At 70.0% G+C, this 18,640-nt stretch carries 15 protein-coding genes; 5 read left to right on the top strand and 10 right to left on the bottom strand.

Going from position 1 to position 18,640, the window contains the following annotated elements:
• Window positions 1-10: 10 nt before the first annotated feature.
• A complete protein-coding gene (locus ACOEQ2_RS03985) occupies window positions 11-1,015 on the bottom strand; it encodes an AAA family ATPase (protein WP_419730093.1) in 1,005 nt (334 codons plus the stop codon).
• Window positions 1,016-1,368: 353 nt separating this feature from the next.
• Between ACOEQ2_RS03985 and ACOEQ2_RS03980 the strand changes: the two genes are divergently transcribed.
• Genes ACOEQ2_RS03980 through ACOEQ2_RS03970 form a run of 3 tightly spaced genes read left to right on the top strand, consistent with a single transcriptional unit; the run spans window position 1,369 to window position 5,208 of the window.
• A complete protein-coding gene (locus tag ACOEQ2_RS03980; protein WP_419730092.1) occupies window positions 1,369-2,052 on the top strand; it encodes a DUF1285 domain-containing protein in 684 nt (227 codons plus the stop codon).
• 16 nt (window positions 2,053-2,068) lie between these two features.
• Complete coding sequence (locus ACOEQ2_RS03975) at window positions 2,069-3,277, top strand: CCA tRNA nucleotidyltransferase (RefSeq protein ID WP_419730091.1); 1,209 nt, start codon at window positions 2,069-2,071, stop codon at window positions 3,275-3,277.
• A 53-nt stretch (window positions 3,278-3,330) separates the two neighbouring features.
• Window positions 3,331-5,208 (top strand): ATP-binding cassette domain-containing protein, encoded by a 1,878-nt coding sequence (locus ACOEQ2_RS03970; protein ID WP_419730090.1) that lies wholly within the window; start codon window positions 3,331-3,333, stop codon window positions 5,206-5,208.
• A 329-nt stretch (window positions 5,209-5,537) separates the two neighbouring features.
• On the opposite strand, the gene ACOEQ2_RS03965 is transcribed toward ACOEQ2_RS03970, so the two are convergent.
• Window positions 5,538-6,998: a YkvA family protein gene (locus ACOEQ2_RS03965; RefSeq protein WP_419730089.1), complete on the bottom strand. Its 1,461-nt coding sequence runs from the start codon at window positions 6,996-6,998 to the stop codon at window positions 5,538-5,540.
• Between the two features lie 320 nt (window positions 6,999-7,318).
• On the opposite strand from ACOEQ2_RS03965, the gene ACOEQ2_RS03960 reads away from it, so the two are divergent.
• Both ACOEQ2_RS03960 and ACOEQ2_RS03955 read left to right on the top strand, forming a co-directional pair.
• Window positions 7,319-8,569, top strand: coding sequence for an efflux RND transporter periplasmic adaptor subunit (locus ACOEQ2_RS03960; protein WP_419730088.1), 1,251 nt, complete (start codon window positions 7,319-7,321; stop codon window positions 8,567-8,569).
• Window positions 8,566-10,167 (top strand): DHA2 family efflux MFS transporter permease subunit, encoded by a 1,602-nt coding sequence (locus tag ACOEQ2_RS03955; RefSeq protein WP_419730087.1) that lies wholly within the window; start codon window positions 8,566-8,568, stop codon window positions 10,165-10,167. Before ACOEQ2_RS03960 ends, ACOEQ2_RS03955 begins: the two co-directional genes overlap by 4 nt.
• A 6-nt stretch (window positions 10,168-10,173) precedes the next feature.
• Here ACOEQ2_RS03955 and ACOEQ2_RS03950 read toward each other — a convergent pair whose 3' ends face one another.
• The 8 genes from ACOEQ2_RS03950 to gpmI form a co-directional block, all read right to left on the bottom strand.
• Window positions 10,174-10,620, bottom strand: a complete 447-nt coding sequence (locus ACOEQ2_RS03950; protein ID WP_419730086.1) for a DUF421 domain-containing protein — start codon at window positions 10,618-10,620, stop codon at window positions 10,174-10,176.
• Window positions 10,621-10,660: 40 nt separating this feature from the next.
• Entirely contained in the window at window positions 10,661-11,173 is a 513-nt protein-coding gene (locus ACOEQ2_RS03945) for a hypothetical protein (protein WP_419730085.1), read from the bottom strand.
• Between the two features lie 66 nt (window positions 11,174-11,239).
• Entirely contained in the window at window positions 11,240-12,175 is a 936-nt protein-coding gene (locus ACOEQ2_RS03940; RefSeq protein ID WP_419730084.1) for a DMT family transporter, read from the bottom strand.
• Between the two features lie 132 nt (window positions 12,176-12,307).
• Window positions 12,308-12,817 carry an RNA pyrophosphohydrolase gene (locus ACOEQ2_RS03935; RefSeq protein ID WP_419730083.1) on the bottom strand — a complete coding sequence of 170 codons (510 nt, stop codon included), beginning with the start codon at window positions 12,815-12,817 and terminating at the stop codon, window positions 12,308-12,310.
• A complete protein-coding gene (locus ACOEQ2_RS03930) occupies window positions 12,814-13,956 on the bottom strand; it encodes a divergent polysaccharide deacetylase family protein (protein ID WP_419730082.1) in 1,143 nt (380 codons plus the stop codon). Before ACOEQ2_RS03930 ends, ACOEQ2_RS03935 begins: the two co-directional genes overlap by 4 nt.
• A 1-nt stretch (window position 13,957) precedes the next feature.
• Window positions 13,958-15,397, bottom strand: coding sequence for a S41 family peptidase (locus tag ACOEQ2_RS03925; protein ID WP_419730081.1), 1,440 nt, complete (start codon window positions 15,395-15,397; stop codon window positions 13,958-13,960).
• Between the two features lie 177 nt (window positions 15,398-15,574).
• Complete coding sequence (locus ACOEQ2_RS03920) at window positions 15,575-16,945, bottom strand: murein hydrolase activator EnvC family protein (protein WP_419730080.1); 1,371 nt, start codon at window positions 16,943-16,945, stop codon at window positions 15,575-15,577.
• A 78-nt stretch (window positions 16,946-17,023) separates the two neighbouring features.
• Entirely contained in the window at window positions 17,024-18,580 is a 1,557-nt protein-coding gene (gene gpmI, locus ACOEQ2_RS03915; RefSeq protein ID WP_419730079.1) for a 2,3-bisphosphoglycerate-independent phosphoglycerate mutase, read from the bottom strand.
• Window positions 18,581-18,640: the final 60 nt, after the last annotated feature.

Genomic DNA, 18,640 nt, shown 5'->3' with positions numbered 1-18,640 from the left:
GCGCCCGGCCTCAGAGCAGGCGTGCCGTCAGCCCGTCGATGATCGTGGCCAGCGCCACACCCTCGGCGCGGGCAGCGAAACTCAGCGCCATGCGATGACGCAGCACCGGATGCGCCAGCGCTGCGACATCCTCCAGGCTGGGGGCGAGCCGGCCATCGAGCAGCGCCCGGGCCCGTACCGCCAGCATCAGCGCCTGCGCCGCGCGCGGTCCCGGACCCCAGGCGAGCGACCGTCGCACGCGTTCGTCGGATGCGGTCTCCGGACGCGCACCGCGCACCAGCGCCAGGATCGCCTCCAGCACCTGCTCGCCGACCGGCAGCCGTCGCACCAGCGCCTGCGCCGACAGCAACTCGCCCGGACCGAACACCGCCTCGGCGGGAGCGCGCGGAATGCCGGTGGTGGCGAGCAGCATTGCCCGCTCGGCGTTGGCGTCCGGATAGTCGAGGTCGATCTGCAGCAGGAACCGGTCGAGCTGCGCCTCGGGCAGCGGATAGGTCCCTTCCTGCTCGATCGGGTTCTGCGTCGCCAGCACGTGGAACGGCGACGGCAAGGGCTGGTCGAAGCCCGCCACCGCGACCCGGTGTTCCTGCATCGCCTGCAGCAGCGCCGACTGGGTGCGCGGGCTGGCGCGGTTGATCTCGTCGGCCATCAGCAGCTGGCAGAACACCGGGCCCTTCACGAAGCGGAACGCCCGCCGGCCGCTGCCATCCTCCTCGAGGATCTCGCTGCCGGTGATGTCGGCCGGCATCAGGTCGGGGGTGAATTGCACCCGGCGCGCATCGAGCCCGAGCACGATGCCCAGCGTCTCCACCAGCAGCGTCTTGCCGAGCCCGGGCGCGCCCACCAGCAGCGCATGACCGCCGGACAGCAGCGCCACCAGCACCTCGGCGACCACCTGCTGCTGGCCGAAAATCACCCGGCCGATGCTCTCGCGCACGGTTCCGAGCCGGGCGGCCAGCCGGTCGGCTTCGGCCACCGGATCATCGGCGGGAGCACCTGCCGCACCGATGGACATGTGCGGGTCAGCCGCGAAGTCCGGTGCTCCGTCCGGCAGATGGTCTGGACCTGTCATCGTACCTCGCGCCCGACTGGGCTCATGTGCCGGTGCCCGACGGGGCTCTGTCGCCGGTGCCCGACCGGGCTTTTCCGACGGTCCCCGACCAGGCTCTTTCAACGGTCCCCGACCGGGCTTCTCGCCGGCCCCGTATCCGATCGATCGCGCCCCGGACTTGAGACCGATCGATTACGCCGATCGAGCCGCCGGGCCAATCTCGCATGTCCGGGGGTTTCATCAAGCCGGGTATGCTTCCTATATCGTAGGAACGCGAATGCCAGCGCAATCCGACCAGCCAGGCAGAGGATCCCGACGTGAAGCAGGACCGCCGCCCCAGCCTGGCACTGCAGGATGCGCCGAGAGTGACCATGGCGACTCCGATGTCGCCGCTGCAGGACGCCGGCCTGCACGGGGCTGGACATGCCTGCCGGTCCGGCGCCGGCCGCCCGGCGCAGCGCGATTGCGGCGTGTTGCCGTTCCTGATCCAGCGCGACGGGACCTGGCTCTACCAGGGCACGCCGATCCGCCGGAAGCCAATGGTCTGCCTCTTCGCCAGCGTCTTGCGGCGTGACGCCGAAGGTCGCTACCGGCTCGAGACTCCTGTGGAGCGCGGCGAGATCGAGGTGGAGGATGTCCCCTTCGTGGCGGTCGAGCTCGACTGGAGCGGCCACGGGCGTGACCAGGTGCTGTCGTTCCGCACCAACATCGACGAGATCGTCTGCGCCGGCGCCGAGCACCCACTATCCGTCGAATGGCCGTGTCCATGCAGCGGCGACGAGGGGGCGGCGATCCCCTATCTGACGGTCCGCCCGGGCGACGGCGCCAAGCCGATCCAGGCACGCATCGCTCGCGCGGTCTATTACGAGCTCGTGGCCCTTGCCGTGGAGGGGAGGCGTCTCGGCGCGCCCTGCCTCGGGGTCTGGAGCCAGAACCGCTTCTTCCCGATCGGTCCGCTGCCCGATCCCTGCGCGGACGAGATCGGCGACGAGTCCGACTGACCCGGACGCAGCGGCGATGATCATCGAGCTGAAGCCCGCGCTCGCCGGCCTGCCGGAGCACGGCGCGCTGCAGCTGCTATGGTCGATCCTGCCTGATGCGCGCCTCGTCGGTGGCGCGGTGCGCGATCTGCTGGCCGACCGTCCGACCGCCGATCTCGACATGGCGACCGCACTCCCTCCGGACGAGACGCAGGCCCGGCTGCACGAGCGTGGCATCAAGGTGGTGCCGACCGGTCTTGCGCACGGGACCGTCACCGCGGTGATCGACCGGCGCCCGTACGAGATCACCACCCTGCGCCGCGATCTCGAGACCGATGGCAGGCATGCGATCGTCGCCTGGACCGATGACTGGCAGGAGGATGCCGCCCGGCGGGACTTCACCATCAATGCGATGTCGCTCGGCCGCGACGGCGTGCTGCACGATTATTTCGGTGGTGCGGCGGATCTGGCCGCCGGCCGCGTGCGGTTCGTGGGCGAGGCCGATCGACGCATCGCCGAGGACGCGCTGCGCGTGCTGCGCTTCTTCCGGTTCCAGGCGCGCTACGGACGCGGGGCGCCCGACGACCAGGCGGTGCAGGCGATCGCGGCTGCGGTTCTGCAGCTGTCGCGGCTGTCGGCGGAGCGCGTGTGGTCCGAGCTGCGGCGCCTGCTCGAGCTGCCGGACCCGCTGGAGGTGCTTGGGCTCATGCAGCGTCTGGGAGTGCTGCCGGCGCTGCTTCCCGAGTCGAGGGATCAGGGCCTGGCTCGAATCACGGCACTGGTGGCGCTGGGCGGTCCGGTCGATCCAGTGCTGCGGCTGGCGGCGCTCGGCGGCCCTGCGGACCGGGTGGCGGCGCGGCTTCGGTTGTCCAACCAGGAGGCGGGGCGACTGGCCACGCTCGCATCCGGCGTGCGTCCCGACCCGATGCTGGACGCGGACGCGCTGCGGCGATTGCTGGCCGACGAGCCTGCCCAGGCGCTGGCCGACCGGACCTGGCTGGTGCAGGCGGACCGCGGCGACACCGGCGAGGGTGACGCGGCAGCCTGGACGATGCTGCGCGAGCGTCTGCACGCGATGCCGCGGCCGGTATTCCCGCTCTCCGGGCGCGACGCGGTGGCGGCCGGACTGCCACCCGGGCCTGCGGTCGGGCTGATGCTGCGCGAGGTCGAGGCGTGGTGGCGGGAGGGCGGCTGTCTTGCCGGCCGTGCCGATTGCCTGGAACGGCTGGCGCGACTGCGGCGCTGAAGCCGGACCCCTGCCGGTTTGTCGATCCGCACGCCTGCTGGTAAGCCCGGCCGATGACGTCCGCGCCCGCCCTTCCGGCCATGCAGGCGACCGCTCCGTTCCCGACAGCGCCGGTAAGCCACCATCCCGCAGCAGTCCAGCCCGGGCCGCCGGAGCCGTCCCGCTCCCCGGAAGCGGCTGCCGCGCCCGAGACGCCACCTGGCAGCACGGCGCTGCTGCGTCGACTGTGGCGCGAGGACGTGGCGCGGCATCATGCCCGCCTGGCCACGGTACTGGTGCTCACCGTCGCCATGGCCGGGCTGACCGCGCTGTATCCGCTGGTGATCCAGCGCGCGCTGGACATGTTCGCGACGCACGATCCGCGCATCCTGTACCAGGTCCCGGCCCTGGTCGTGGTGATCACCGCGGCCAAGGCTGCGGCGCAGTACGGCCAGACCATCGCCGTGCAGAATCTGGTGCTGATCGTCATTCGCGGCCTGCAGGGGCGGATGTTCGCGCATCTGATCGAGGCCGACATCGCCCGCATCGAGCGCGAGGCGCCGGCCCAGCTGGCGGCGCGCTTCACCACCGACGCGGTGACCATCCGCGAGGCGATGATCCGGGCGGTGAACTCGCTCGGCGACTCCGTGACGGTGTTCGGGCTGGTCGCCTCGATGTTCTACATGGACTGGGAGCTGAGCCTGATCGCGGGCCTGCTGTATCCGATCGCCGCCCTGCCGATCCAGCGCATCGGCAAGCGCATCCGGCGCGCCTCGGGGGGCATGCAGGAGCAGATCGGGCAGACCGCGACGCTGCTGAACGAGAGCTTCGCCCAGGCGCGCAGCGTGCGGGTGTACAGGCTCGAGCAGGCGGAAGCCGAGCGTGCCAACCGCTCGTTCGACCTGCTGCATAACAGCCTGCTGCGCATCACCCGCGGCCGTGCGCGCGTCGATCCGGTGCTGGAGGTGCTGGGCGGGTCGGCGGTGGCGGCGGTGCTGGGCTTTGCCGGCTGGCGTGCGGCGATGGGCGGCAGCACGCTCGGCGACTTCTCCGGCTTCGTGGCGGCGCTGCTGCTGGCCGCCCGGCCGCTGCGCGCCCTCGGGTCGCTGAACGCCGCGGTGCAGGAGGGCCTGGCCGGGCTGGTGCGGATTTTCGGCGTGATCGACGAGCCGGCCGGGGTGCGCGAGACACCGGACGCCTGTCCGCTGCCCGCCGGGCGTGGACGGCTGGTGTTCGAGAACGTGTCGTTCCGCTATCCCGATGGCCGCACCGGGCTGCATGACCTGAGCTTCACCGCCGAGCCTGGCCTGACGGTGGCGCTGGTCGGTCCCTCGGGTGCCGGCAAGTCGACCGCGCTGTCGCTGATCCCGCGCCTGCACGACGTGGCCGGCGGCCGCATCCTGCTGGATGGGGTCGACCTCCGCGAGCTGCAGCTGTCGGCGCTGCGCGACGCCATCGCCTATGTCAGCCAGGACACGCTGCTGTTCGACACCAGCATCGCCAGCAACATCCGCATGGGCCGCCCCGATGCCGACGACCAGGCAATATGGGCGGCCGCTCGGGCGGCGGCGGCCGAGGATTTCATCCTTGCCCTGCCGGAGGGGTTCGAGACCCGCGTCGGTCCCGGAGGGCAGCGGCTGTCCGGCGGGCAGCGGCAGCGTGTGGCGCTGGCACGGGCGCTGCTGCGCGATCCGCGGCTGCTGCTGCTCGACGAGGCGACCAGCGCGCTCGATACCGAAAGCGAGGCCGTGGTGCAGGACGCGCTGGCGACCCTCAGGCGCGGCCGCACCACCATCGTCGTCGCCCACCGCCTCTCGACGGTGCGCTCGGCCGACCTCGTGGTGGCGATGGCGGACGGGCGCGCGATCGAGTGCGGCACCCACGCCGAACTGATGGCCGAGGACGGACTCTACGCCCGCCTGGTCCGCACCCAGGGCCTGGCCCTGGGCTGATCCCGCGGCGGACCGCATTCGCTGGGGCGATCCGGCGCACTGGCCCGCCGGAACGCCGGCGCTATCGGCCGGGTCGAGCAGGCGACCGTTGATCGCCATGCGGTCGTATGCCGCGCCGGGTCATGTCCGGTGCGTGAGCCAGCCCGTCCGCAGCTCCGACAGCGATGGAACTCGACGTTCCGTCTGCACCGGCCAGCGGCCTCGGTGGCATCTCGCTGGCGCTGCAGACGCGCCTGGTCCGGCCGGTCGTCGCCCGCCGAGCTTGCCGCATCGCCTGCAGGTCGAGCGGCGCGTGGGGCGGTCAGCACGGCCGCCCCGTCAGTCCGGGTTCAGCCTGCGGAACCCGTCCGGCCGAGCGTGCCGGCGGGTGCCGCGAGCTGGGACTGGAAGCGGCGCTCGGCGTGCCGGTACAGAACCATGTCGAGACGGGTAAGGCGGTCCAGCTCGGCCGTGATGTCCGGCGTGAGTGGCTCGCGGACGATGGGCCGCACCGGCAGCAGCACGTTGCGCTCGACGTTCGCCATCACGTTGATCTCGGGCGTGCGCGGCGGCGGGGTGAAGCCGAGCAGGTGGCCGAGCACCGACAGGCTCTCGCCGAGGCGCCCGGACAACCCCACGAAATCCATGCCGTCCAGAGCCTCGAGGGCCGCGGCCAGGGCTGCGTCCGGCGCGTCCGCCACCGGATCGCCGGATCGTGTGGCGGACAGGCCGGTCAGCCGGCGGACATACATGTTGTCGATATCGTTGCGGATGCCCGGATCGTCCGCCTGCAGGAATGCCAGCAGCCCGTTGCTGCGCGCGAAACTCAGGCCTGTCGACTGCTCGTCCTGGTTGGCCCGCCAGAAATAATACAGCGACAGGATCCGCGGTGCGGGGTCGCGCAGCAGGCAGAAGGTGAAGCAGCGCTCGCCGCGATCGAGCCGTCGCATCGTCGGCAGGTCGTAATGGCCCCACACCACATCCGCCCGCCGATGCGCCTCGGCGAGCGCCCTGGTCTCGGTGAGGGAGCGCACCGGTGCATGCCGCCGGTCGGTGTTGGAGTGGATCTGCAGCGGGTGGAACTGTGCCGCCAGCACGCTGATGAGCGACGAGCCGGCGGTTTTTTCCAGGTGCAGGAACCGAACCTTGGGGCCGCGCCAGAGGGTGAGCGGGTTGCCCATCATCTGCGCCGGGCTGAGTGCCGGGCCTGCGTCGGCGTCGGTCGTGGCGCCCAGCAGCATGCTGCGGCTGATCATCGGACGCGCTGCCGGAACGTATGCGGCGGCACGCAGCAGCGGCGGCAGGGCGTGCGAGGTGGCCTGCAGGCCGCGCACGAATTCCGCCTGCTCGGACGCGTCCGGCCAGCGCCCGAGGATCGTGCGCAGCACAAGCTGCCCGGGCCAGCCGGCAACCACCGCCCGGAGGACGCGCCAGCCCACGCTGCGCACCGCATGCCGAAGGAGGCTCGACCCCGGGGGACCCTGGACGCGCAGCCGGGCCGGTTTCGCCTCGGCCACGACGTTGCGGCCTGGCACCGCCAGCAGCAGCGCTCCGACCAGTCCCAGCGTCAGGAAGCCGGTATCGTCCAGATGGCCGACCAGGCCGAGCCGATCCGGGATCAGGTCGAACGGGAGGAACAGGTAGCTTGCGCCCGCCGCAAGCACGAGCTTGGGCACGATCCCCGACTGGCGGCTGAACAGTCGCGCCAGGGTCGCCGGCGTGGCGGCTTCGGCAAGGCGTCCGGTCAGTCCGCGAAACGCACCGGGTCGGCCTGGATGGGCGCGGTCGCCTGGCGTGATGGCCTGTTCCAAGGTCAGTCGACAGCTCCTCCAACCGGCACGCCGTCTCGCAGGTGCGGGCCGGAATTGTCCCGGAGTGTTGCGTAACGCTCCGTGCCGAGTGTTACAGCAGCCCGCATGTCATGTGATGGTCATAAAGCCGGCCCGGCGAAACCCGGGCAATTTCCGTGCGCCACCGCCGGGCTGGAGGTAACAGCACAATCGCGTGATGCCATGTTCGGAGTGCTTCCGGGAGGTCGCCCGGGAAGCCCGCGTTGCCGCTCGGAGCCGCACATGCAAGATTGACCGATCGGTCAGCGGCAGCGCGGCCGCGACAGGCGCCCGGGGGCAGGATGGCTGAAGACGACCGGCAGCAAGATGGCGGCCACGACACCGAAAACGACCGGCAGGGCGGCGGGCAGGATAGCCGGGCCCGGACTGCCGGAAAGCAGGATGCCGAAACGCAGGAAGGCGGCAAGCAGGACGGCGGAAAGCAGGACGCCGACAAGCAGGACGCCGACAAGCAGGAGGCCGACAAGAAGGAAGCGAAGCGGGACGAGGATCGCAATGCGGCCAAGCCGTATGTGAAGATCGGGCTGTTCCTGTTCCTGGTCGTGCTGGTCGTGGGCGGCGTCTATTTCTGGTGGAGCACGCGCAACGAGGAGAGCACCGACGACGCCTTCACCTCGGGCCGCACCCTGACGATCGCCCCGCATGTCGCCGGCTACGTGACCGAGCTCGACGTCAACGACAACGAATACGTGCATCAGGGGCAAGTGCTGGCGCGCATCGATCCGCGCGACTACCAGGCCGCGCATGATCAGGCGCAGGCGACGCTCGACCAGGCGAAGGGCCAGCTCGAGGGTGCGAAGTACTCCGTCGAGGTGTCGAAGCAGAGCTTCCCCGGTCAGCTGAAGCAGGCCCAGGGTCAGCTGGCACTGGCGCAGGCGGCGGAATTCCGCGCCGAGACCGACTACAAGCGCGAGCACAGCATCGAGCGCGCCGCGACCTCGCAGCAGCAGGTCGACTACTCCACCGCTGCCCTGGACCAGGCCAAGGCGCAGGTCCTGCAGGCGCAGGGCGCGCTGCAGCAGGCGAGCCCGGTGCAGTCCAATATCGGCACCCAGCAGACCCGCGTGACGCAGCAATCGGCATCGCTGGAACAGGCACAGGCGCAGCTCGAGCAGGCTGATCTCAATCTCGGCTGGACCGTGATCAGAGCGCCGAACGACGGCTGGGTCGCCCAGCGCAACATCGAGCGCGGGAACTACGTCACGAGCGGCCAGGCGCTGTTCTCGATCGTCGAGCCCGATGTCTGGATCTCGGCCAACTTCAAGGAGACCCAGATCACCCGCATCCGGCCCGGGCAGCCGGTGCGGATCTCGGTCGATGCCTACCCTCAGCTGAAGCTGCGCGGCCATATCGACAGCATCCAGCTGGGCTCCGGCGCCGCCTTCAGCACCTTCCCGGCGGAGAACGCCACCGGCAACTTCGTCAAGATCGTGCAGCGCGTGCCGGTCAAGGTAATCATCGATGACGGGCTGGACCCGCTGACGCCGCTGCCGATCGGGATCTCGGTGGAGCCGACGGTGGACGTGAAATGAGCGGTTCGGCGAAGCCGGCGGGGGCAAAGGCGGGCGCCGGCGCCGACTGGAAGCCGAAAGGCAATCCGTGGCTGATCGCCGTTGTCGTCACCCTCGCGGCGTTCATGGAGATCCTCGACACCACCATCGTGAACGTGTCGCTGCCGCATATCGCCGGTGATCTCTCGACCTCGTACGACGACGCCAGCTGGGCGCTCACCTCGTACCTCGCGGCGAACGGCATCGTGCTGACGATCTCCGGCTGGCTCGGCCGCAGGCTCGGTCGCAAGCGCTACTTCATGATCTGCATCGCGATGTTCACGGTGTTTTCGTTCCTGTGCGGGGTCGCCACCAGCCTGCCGCAGCTGATCGTGTTCCGGCTGTTCCAGGGGCTGTTCGGCGGCGGGCTGCAGCCGAACCAGCAATCCATCATCCTGGACACCTTTCCGCCGGCCAAGCGCGGCGGCGCCTTCGCGATCACCGCCATCGCCACCATCGTCGCCCCGGTGCTGGGCCCGACGCTGGGCGGCTACATCACCGACAATTTCTCCTGGCGGTGGGTGTTCTTCATCAACGTCCCGGTCGGCATCTTCGCGGTGCTGGCGGTTGGCGCGCTGGTCGAGGATCCGCCCTGGGCGAAGATGCGCAAGACCCCGGTCGACGTGATCGGGCTGGCGCTCATCACCATCGGGCTCGGCTGCCTCGAGGTGATGATGGATCGCGGCGAGGACGATGACTGGTTCGGCTCGCCGTTCATCCGCATCCTGGCCGTGCTGGCCGCGATCGGCATCGTCGGCGCGATCGGCTGGCTGCTGACCGCGAAGCGTCCGGCTGTCGATCTGCGGGTGTTCGCCGACCGCAATTTCGCCATCGGCGCAGGGCTGATCGGAGTGGTCGGCGTGGTGCTGTATTCGAGCGCCATCCTGATCCCGCAATTCGCCCAGCAGGTGATCGGCTATACCGCGACCTGGGCCGGGTTGATCCTGTCGCCGGGCGGCCTCGGCATCATCATAATCATCCCCTTCATCAACATGGCGATGAAGCGCATCCAGGCCCGCTACATCATCGCCACCGGCTTCGCGATCATGGGCGCCTCGCTGATCTATTCCTCGCACCTGGTGCTGCAGATCGACTTCAAGCACCTGGTCTGGTACCGGTTGTCGCAGACCGCGGCATTGGGATTCTTGTTCGTGCCGATCAGCACGGTGGCCTATCTCACCTTGCCGCGCGAGCTGAACGGCGACGCGTCAGCGCTGTTCAGCATGTTCCGCAACGTGTTCGGCGCGATCGGCATTTCCGCCAGCACGTCGCTGGTCACCGACCGGACGCAGATCCGCGAGGCGCATCTCGGCACCTTGATGACGCCGTTCCACCAGCCGTACAACGCCTACCTGAACCACGCCGAAACCGTGCTGCGCCGGCTCGGTCGCCCGGCTGCCTCGATCCACGGGGCCGCGATGAACCAGCTGCACCGGCAATTCATCACCCAGGCGTCCGTGCTGGCCTACAACGACTGCTTCCTGCTGTTCTCGCTGATCGCCTTCACCGTGGTGCCGTTCTGCCTGCTGCTGAAGCCGGGGGTGACCGGTGGCAAGAAGCCTGGGGGCGGCGGACACTGACCGGGCTCAGTCGTCGCCCTCGGGGATGATCGAGACCTTGCCGTCGCGCTCGACGATCGCGTAGCGCACCTGCTCGAGCCGCATCAGGCCGTTCTGGCGCACCGCCGCCATCACGTCGCTCTCCAGCATGCGCAGGTCGCGCATGCGGTCCTGATGCCATTCGCCGCGCTCGTAGATGATGACCGGGGTGCCATCGACGACGCGCCCGAACCGCGGCGACCGGCGCTTCAGTGCCGACACGCCGATATGCATCAGGCCAATGGTGAACACCACGCTGATGGCTGCCACCATCGAATGGTCGTTGCCCAGAACGGCCGACATCAGCGCGCCGCCGAACAGGAACAACACGACGATGTCGAACGGCGCCATCATGCTGGCCATGCGCCGGCCGATCAGCCGCACCGCCAGCAGCAGCACCAGGTAGGCCACCGCGGCGTGAATGATGACGGTCATGGGCCCCGCCTTCTTGCAAAGGGCCTTATCGCACCCGGCCTCATGGCACGACGAACTGCGTCCAGCGCAGCACCGGATGTCCCTGCAGATGGGCGACCATGTGCACCGGCCCGATCACGTCCGGCATGAGCATGACGCGCAGCTCGGTGTCGTGGCTGTAGGCCGGCACCGCGATGCTCAGGCGCAGGCCGTCGGGCGCGGTCTGCGACACCACCGGTTGTGGCAGGACCTGGTGCAATCCCATCGGCTCGACCAGGTGGTTGTCCAGGAACAGGTCGATCGTCGTCGCGGCGGTATCGTTCTTGATATGGAACGTCACCTGGGTGTCGCATTGTGATCGCGCCACCGGCTCGAAATCGACCGCCAGGCCGGAGGCGGGCGAGCTTACGGTGCGGTGGCTGAATGGCCCGCGCCCGAACAGTCCGGCAATTCCCGCCGCCACCAAGACCAGCATGACGACGTAGCCGCTTCGTTCGGCATGGCTCCATCGCCTCTCGAACGTCTCGTCGTATCCGACCTCGAGTTCGTCATTGACCTTGTCGGCACCCTGCATGGCGCTGCAACACCGCGACCGGAAGCGGGTTGCTGTCACGATCCGTGACGGCTGTAACGGAAGCCATCATCGGGTGCGGATCAGCAGGACGCGGCTCCACCAGCGCGGCTTGCGTACACGCTCGCGCTCGAAGGTGAACAGTCCGGAGCCGATGATCACCAGCGAGCCCAGGATCATCGGCAGATCGATGCCGATGTCGAACAAAGCCGCATCGAGACCGATCGCCCACAGCATCTGGCTGTATTGCTGCGGGGCCACCTGGCTTGCCGGCGCGCGCTCGGAGGCGAACATCAGCAGCACGTTGGCGAACGCCGCCAGCACGCCATAGCCGAGCACGAACAGCCACTGCCGTGGCGTGGGCAGCAGCAGATGCGGGCTGGCGATGACGAAGCTCGCCACGATCGGCCCGACCAGGCCGGCGCCGTACAGCGAGATGCGCTTCTCCGTGGGCCCGAGCTTGCGCAGGATGACGATGGTCACCGCCGCAGAGAATGCGCCCAGAATCGCCGACAGGTGGCCGAAGGTGAACGGCTCGAGCCCGGGCCGCAGCACGATCAGCACGCCCGCGAAGCCGGTCACCACCGCCGACCAGCGTCGCCAGCCGACCGCCTCGTGCAGGAACAGCACCGACAGGATGGTCACGAAGGCCGGCATCAGGAACAGCAGCGCCATCGCCTCGGCCATCGACAGCCGGGTGAAGGCGATCACCGAGAACACCGAGCTGGCCACCGCGGCGACCGCACGCAGGCACCACATCAGGCGGGAGCTGGCCCGCAGCAGATCGCTCCAGCGCTCGTCCGGCCGCTTGACCAGCGGCACCACGAGAACGCCCAGCAGCGCACCCAGGAACACCAGCTCGAACGGCGGCAGGGCCCCGCGCAGCAGCTTCACCGACGCATCGCTCAGCGAGTAGAAGACGAAGGCGAGGAACGCCAGCACGACGCCCTGGCGGACGCTGCCAGTCGCTGCCCCGATCCTGGCCGGGCTATCCGGAAGATCCATGACGCTGTTCCCGCTCGTGTCCCGCAGCCCCCTGCATAGCAGGGAGCCGGGCGTGATGGGCGGGCCCGGCGACGCTTTATCCGGCGTTCAGGAGGAAGGTCCGGGCCCGGGGGGACACGCGGCGCAGCACGATCACGAGCCCTGCAGCGGCATCGCGTAAGGGGCGAACGAGACCGCCAGGATGGCGTAGGTGGCCTGCTTGAAGCCGACCTCGAGCGTCGGCAGGGTCTCGAGCGGCGCCCACTTCCAGGCGTCGAACTCCGGATGCGGATCCAGGTCGAGGCGGATCTCGCTATCCTCGCCCAGGAACCGCAGGGCGAACCAGCGCTGCCGCTGGCCGCGATACCGGCCGCCGAGCGCACGTCCGAGCAGATGCGGCGGCAGGTCGTAGCTCAGCCAGTCCGGGTGATAGCCGAGGATCTCCGCATTGTCGGTGCCGACCTCCTCGCGGAGCTCGCGCAGCACCGCCACGGCCGGATCCTCGTCGGCATCAATGCCACCCTGCGGCAGCTGCCAGACGCCCGGCGCACCCTCGGCATTGGGCAGGTCGGCCCGGCGCGCCACCAGCACCAGGCCGTCGCGGTTGAACAGCGCCGCGCCGACATTCGGGCGGTACGGGAGATGGCTGAACGCGTCGCTCATGACGGGCTTCCGGCAGTGACGGGGATGGCTTTCGGCGCCGCGGCATCCGGTCGGTGCTGCCGCCAGCTGAGCAGCACGGTGACCGGCACCAGGGTGATGCCGCGATCGCCGAGATGCCGGCTCCAGGCGGCCAGCCGCGCGATGGTGACCGGCCTGAGCGGTCCGGCGATGCCGAGCGCGCTGCCTTGCGACACGGCGAGTTGCTCCAGCCGGGACAGCCGCGCCTCGATGTCGGCGGCATCCGGCTCGGAGTCGAGCGTCAGGTCGGCATGCACCGAGTCCGGCATCGGAACCACCGGACCGGCATGCGGACCGGTTCCGGCATCGACATAGATCAGTCCGCGCGAGGACAGCGCCCCGGCGACGATCCCGAAGGCACCCGAATTGGCGAACCGGTCGCCGCGCAGGCCGCTCAGCGCGTTGGTCACGCCGACATAGCCCTGCAGCCGCGACAGCGTCCATTGCAGCGCGCGGCGGTCCTGGTCGAAGGCGAGGGTGGTGCTGAGCGCCTGCGGGCCCTCATCGTCGAGCGGGCTGCCGGCGGGTTCCATCGGCAGCGACAGCAGGGTCTCGTGGCCGACAAGCCGCGCGGCCTCGGCCAGTGTCGACACGCCGGACTGGTCGCGCACCGGGCCGGGCGGATGATCGAAGGCCACCGCGTAGGGTGAGAAGCCGAGCGAGATGGCGGCGGGCAGGCTGTCGATCGCGGTGTGGCTGATCGCGTCCGACAGGCCCAGCCCCTCGATCAGGATCGCCACGATCTGACCATGCGGGGGCGCTCCCGGATGGGCGGCATAGACCTGCGCGGGGCGGCGCCCGTCGTCGGCGATGCGTGGCAGCATGCGGTCGGGATAATCCGGCGCAGGCTCGAGCAGAGCAAGGTCGGGTTTGGCCAACGCGACCGGGATCGAGGCGACCGCGGGCAAGGGCGTCGCCCCCACGCCGGCAGCGGGAGTGGTCGGTTCCTGCGTGGATTTCGGCGGCAAGGGCTGACTGCCGGCGATTACCGCCTTTGGCGCCCGCGGATGGGGCGCGCCCAGTTCCTGCAGCAGCAGGGCGCCACCACCGCTCAGCAGCAGCAGCGTCGCCCAGCCGGCGATGAGCGCGCGACCAGCCGGATGCATGCCGGCCGCACGCATGTCAGGGGGAGCCGGCGTGCTGGGTGCTGGCGGCGGGCGCGGCTTGGCCTGCCGACATCGCGTTGACCACCTTCAGGCCTTGCTGCAGCTGGAAGTCGGTGCCGGGTTTGGTCGGATCGAAGGTGGGCCAGTTCGCAGGCGGCTCGTCGGGGATCGACTTGGCGATCGCCGGCAGGTCGGTGCGCGGCGCGGCCGGCGTCTGCGTGCCGCCCTCGTTCTTGATGATGTGGGCGAGATCGCCTTCGCGCAGCATGAACTTGCTGTCGTCCTCGCGGCTCTCGCGCACCTTGATGTCGGGGGTGATGCCGAGGCCCTGGATCGAGCGGCCGGACGGCGTGTAGTAGCGCGCCGTGGTCAGCCGGATGGCGCCGTTGTCGCCCGACAGCGGGATCACCGTCTGCACCGAGCCCTTGCCGAACGATCGCGTGCCGAGGGTGATGGACCGATGGTGGTCCTGCAGCGCGCCGGCGACGATCTCGCTGGCCGAGGCCGAACCCTCGTTGGTCAGCACCACCAGCGGCAGGCCGTCGGTGATGTCGGTGCCGTGCGCGTTCATGCGCTGGCTGTCCTCGGGATGGCGGGCGCGGGTGGAGACCACCTCGCCTGAGGTGATGAAGTCGTCACACACCGCCACCGCCTGGTCGAGCAGGCCGCCCGGATCGTTGCGCAGGTCGAGGATGACGCCGTCGAGCTTGCCGCCGGCCTGCTTCTTCATCTTTTCGAAGGCGTCGCGCATGCCGCTTTCGGTGTCCTCGTCGAACGAGGCCATGCGGATATAGGCGACCTTGCCGTACAGCGCCGAGCGGATCACCTGGATGTGGATGATCTCGCGGGTCATGGTGACGTCGTACGGCTTGTCCTTGCCGGGGCGCTTGATGGTCAGCGTGATCTTGGTGTCGGGCGCGCCGCGCATCCGGTCGACGGCGTCGTTCAGGTCGATTCCGTCCAGGCTCTTGCCGTTGATCGAGATGATGTAGTCGCCGGTCTTCATGCCGGCGCGGTAGGCCGGCGTGCCGTCCATCGGCGTCATCACCTTGATCAGCCCGGCGTCGGAGGTGACCTCCAGCCCAAGGCCGCCGAAATGGCCCGAGGTCTGCACCTGCATGTCGGCGAACTGCTTGGCGGTCATGTACGAGCTGTGCGGGTCGAGCCCGGTCAGCATGCCGTTCAGCGCGTTGTTGATCAGGTCGCGATCGGTGACCGGCTGCACGTAGTCGGCGCGCACCCGTTCGAACACGTCGCCGAACAGCGTCAGCAGCCGGTACGTCTCGGCGTGGCCGCTGGCGCTCGTGGCCGAGGTGCCGGCGGTATTCTGCTGCACGTCCTGGGCGAGGGCGGAGCCGAAGGTCGCCTGGTGGCGTGCGACCCGCCCGATCTCGGGGCCCGCAACGACGCCGACCAGGAAGGCGGTGCCGAGCAACAGGCCATTTCGCAACGTCATGCGGTGCTGTCTCCAGGGGTGCCAACGGACGCACCGGGGATATGGATGGAACCGTACGGTGAACCGGGACCGACCGGTGTGGAGAGAACAAGGGGGCGGACAGCCTGCAAGGCAAGCTCACGGAAGCCGCCATTGTGGCGGTACCAGCCGTTCTGGCACCTTTCGATGACATTACACTTAACGTGTCCCCAGCAAAAACCGCGCGGGATCGATCGTCGCGTCGCCGTGTCGCAGCTGCACATACAGCGCGGCACCCCCGGTGACACCGGAGGCGGGCATCCGACCGACCGCGGCACCACGGGCAAGGGTCTGGCCGATCGCCACGTCGAGCCGGTCGAGGCCGGCCAGCACGAAGCGATACTCGTGGCCGCAATCCAGGATCAGCATGTGGCCGTAGGAGCGGAACGGCCCGGCGAAGTCGATCCGGCCGGAGCACGGCGCCGTCACCGTGGCCAGGGCGGCCGGCGCGTAGGTGACGCCGGTGGCCGGCCCGGCATCCGTGCGTGCCCCGAACGACTGCACCAAGCGCCCGGCGACCGGCGCGGTCCCGGGGGCGTTTCCCGGCGAGGTGTTTTCCGCCTTGCTGCCAGACGCGCTGCCAGACGCGCTGCCGGACGCGCTGCCGGCCGGGGCCAGGCCCGGTCCCGCAGGCACCGCCAGGCTTGCCGCATCGTCACGTGCCCGCCTGGCATCGTCGGGGCGTCGCGCAGCCTCGGCCGCCGACGCCTGCTGCTGGAAGCGTGCCTCCGCCGCTGCCTCGGCCGCCTCGATGCGTGCGACCGCGTCGCCGAGGGTGGTGGCGCGTGCCGCGGCGTCGGCGGCCGTGCGTGCCGCCTGGTCCGCCGCCGCCCGCGAGGCCAGCTGCACCGCCTGCGCCGCCTGTGCCCGGGCAGCCACCTGGGCCTGCTGCTCGGCCTGGTGCTGCTGCAGCGCCGACAGCCGCGCCTGCTCATCATCGAGCTGCACGCCGAGGGCTGCCAGCCTGGCCTGCTCGTCGCGCAGGCTCCGGGCGCGGCGCTCGAGCTCCACCCCGAGGCCGCGCAGGACCATCAGCCCGGTCAGGGCGTCATCCGGCCCGACAGGTGCGGCCAGCAGCGTTTCCGACGGATACAGCGACAGCCGCTCGATCACCGGCAGCAATGGAGCCAGCGCCGCCGCATCGGCCGCCAAGGCCCGACGTGCGACGTCGGCCTGGGCGTCGAGGGCGTGGACGCGGTCTCCGGCATCGGCTGCGTTGCGCTCGGTCTGCTGCACCCGGCTCGCCGCCTGCACCGTCGCCGCCGACAAGGCACGCGCGCGGGCACGATCCTGCTCGGCACGCAGCCTCGCCGCCGCCAGCTGGTTCGCCGCCGCCGCCGCGATTGCCCGAGCCGCGAGTCGCTGGGTCGCAAGGAGCCGGCGCTGCTGCTGCAGGCGGGCGGTCGTCGCGGCATGATCCCCGAGGGGCTGGGGAGGCCTGCCCACCCGGGGGCGAACGGATCGGCCCGGATGGTCCTGCGGCGCATGTGCAGGGAACGCCGGCACGGCACCGAGTGGCAGCATGGTCATGAGCAGGCAGCAGACCCGGACCAGCCGTGCGACGCGCATTGCCGAGGCGTGATGAGGAGTTAGCCCTGGGACCTGGGTTCAGCCGCCGTCGAGCAGCGAGCGCCCGGTCATCAACACCGGCTGCTCCAGCCCCATCAGCGCCAGCAGCGTCGGCGCCAGGTCGGCGAGACGGCCATCCGCCAGGCGCGCATTATGCGGCAACGCATGCTGGCCGGTCAGCACCAGCGGGACCACGTTCAGGGTGTGCGCGGTGTGCGGCTCGCCGGTGGTGGGATCGCGCATCATCTCGCAGTTGCCATGATCGGCGGTGGCCAGCAGCACGCCACCCTGCGCCTCGACGGCAGCCACCAGCCGGCCCAGCCCGGTATCGACGGTCTCCACCGCCTTGATCGCCGCCTTCAGGTCACCCGTATGCCCGACCATGTCGGGGTTGGCGTAGTTCAGCACGATCAGGTCGTAGGTGCCGGATGCGATGGCTGCCACCGCCTTGTCGGTCAGCTCCGGCGCCGACATTTCCGGCTGCAGGTCGTAGGTCGCGACCTTGGGCGAGGGTACCATGATGCGGTCCTCGCCCGGCAGCAGCGCCTCGCGGCCGCCATTCAGGAAGTAGGTGACGTGTGGGAATTTCTCGGTTTCCGCCATGCGCAGCTGCCGCCGGCCGGCGCGCGACACCACCTCGCCGAGCAGGTCGTCCAGGCTCTGCGGCGGGAACAGCACCATGAGGCGGTCGGCCAGGTCGTCGCTGTAGCGGGTCATGGCGACGACGCCGCAGATCTTCGGCGGCCTGGGGCGCTCGAACCCGGTGAAGTCGGTGTCGAGGATGGCGTTCAGCAGCTGGCGGATGCGGTCGGCGCGGAAGTTGAACGACACGATGCCGTCGCCGTCCTGGATGCCGTCGAAGCCGTGCAGCACCGTCGGCAACACGAACTCGTCGGTGATGCCGGCGGCGTAGGCGGCCTCTAGCACCGTGTCGGGGTCCTGCTCGCGCGGGCCGTGCGCCGACACGATCGCGTTGTAGGCAAGCTGCACCCGCTCCCAGCGCCGGTCCCGGTCCATCGCGTAGTAGCGGCCCGAGATGGTGGCGAGCTGAACCTGTGGCGGCAGGGCGTGGCGGAGGGCGGCAACGTATTCGCGAGCGGATTGTGGCGGGGTGTCGCGCCCGTCGGTGAAGATGTGGAACGCCACAGGAACGCCGGCCTGCACCAGGATGTGGGCGAGTGCCGCGGCATGGTCCTGGTGGGCGTGCACGCCTCCGGGCGAAACCAGGCCCATGAGGTGAGCCGTGCCGCCCGACGCCCGCAGCGACGTGATCAGGGACTGCAGCCCCGGCAGGTGGGCCAGTGACCCGTCCTCGGCTGCGGCGGTGATGCGCGGCAACTCCTGCATCACCACGCGGCCGGCGCCGATATTGAGGTGGCCGACCTCGGAGTTGCCCATCTGGCCCTGAGGCAGTCCGACGTCGTAACCGCAGGTGCGCAGGAAGGCGCGCGGTCCGTGGCTCCAGAGGCGGTCGAAGGTCGGCGTATTGGCCTGTGCGACGGCGTTCTCGGTGCTGTCCTCGCGCCAGCCGAACCCGTCGAGGATCACCAGCATGACCGGTCGAGGCGCCATGGCGGTGGGGTCTGGCGGCAGCATGGCACTCTCCTGGCAGTGTGGCCCGGGCAATCAGGCCGGGGCCGGTCCGGGCACGACGCC

It is taken from the genome of Lichenicola sp., assembly GCF_965198575.1.
Lineage (GTDB): Bacteria > Pseudomonadota > Alphaproteobacteria > Acetobacterales > Acetobacteraceae > Lichenicola.
The sequence above is the reverse complement of the archived record's forward strand: the minus strand, read 5'-3'. Positions and strand labels throughout refer to the sequence as shown.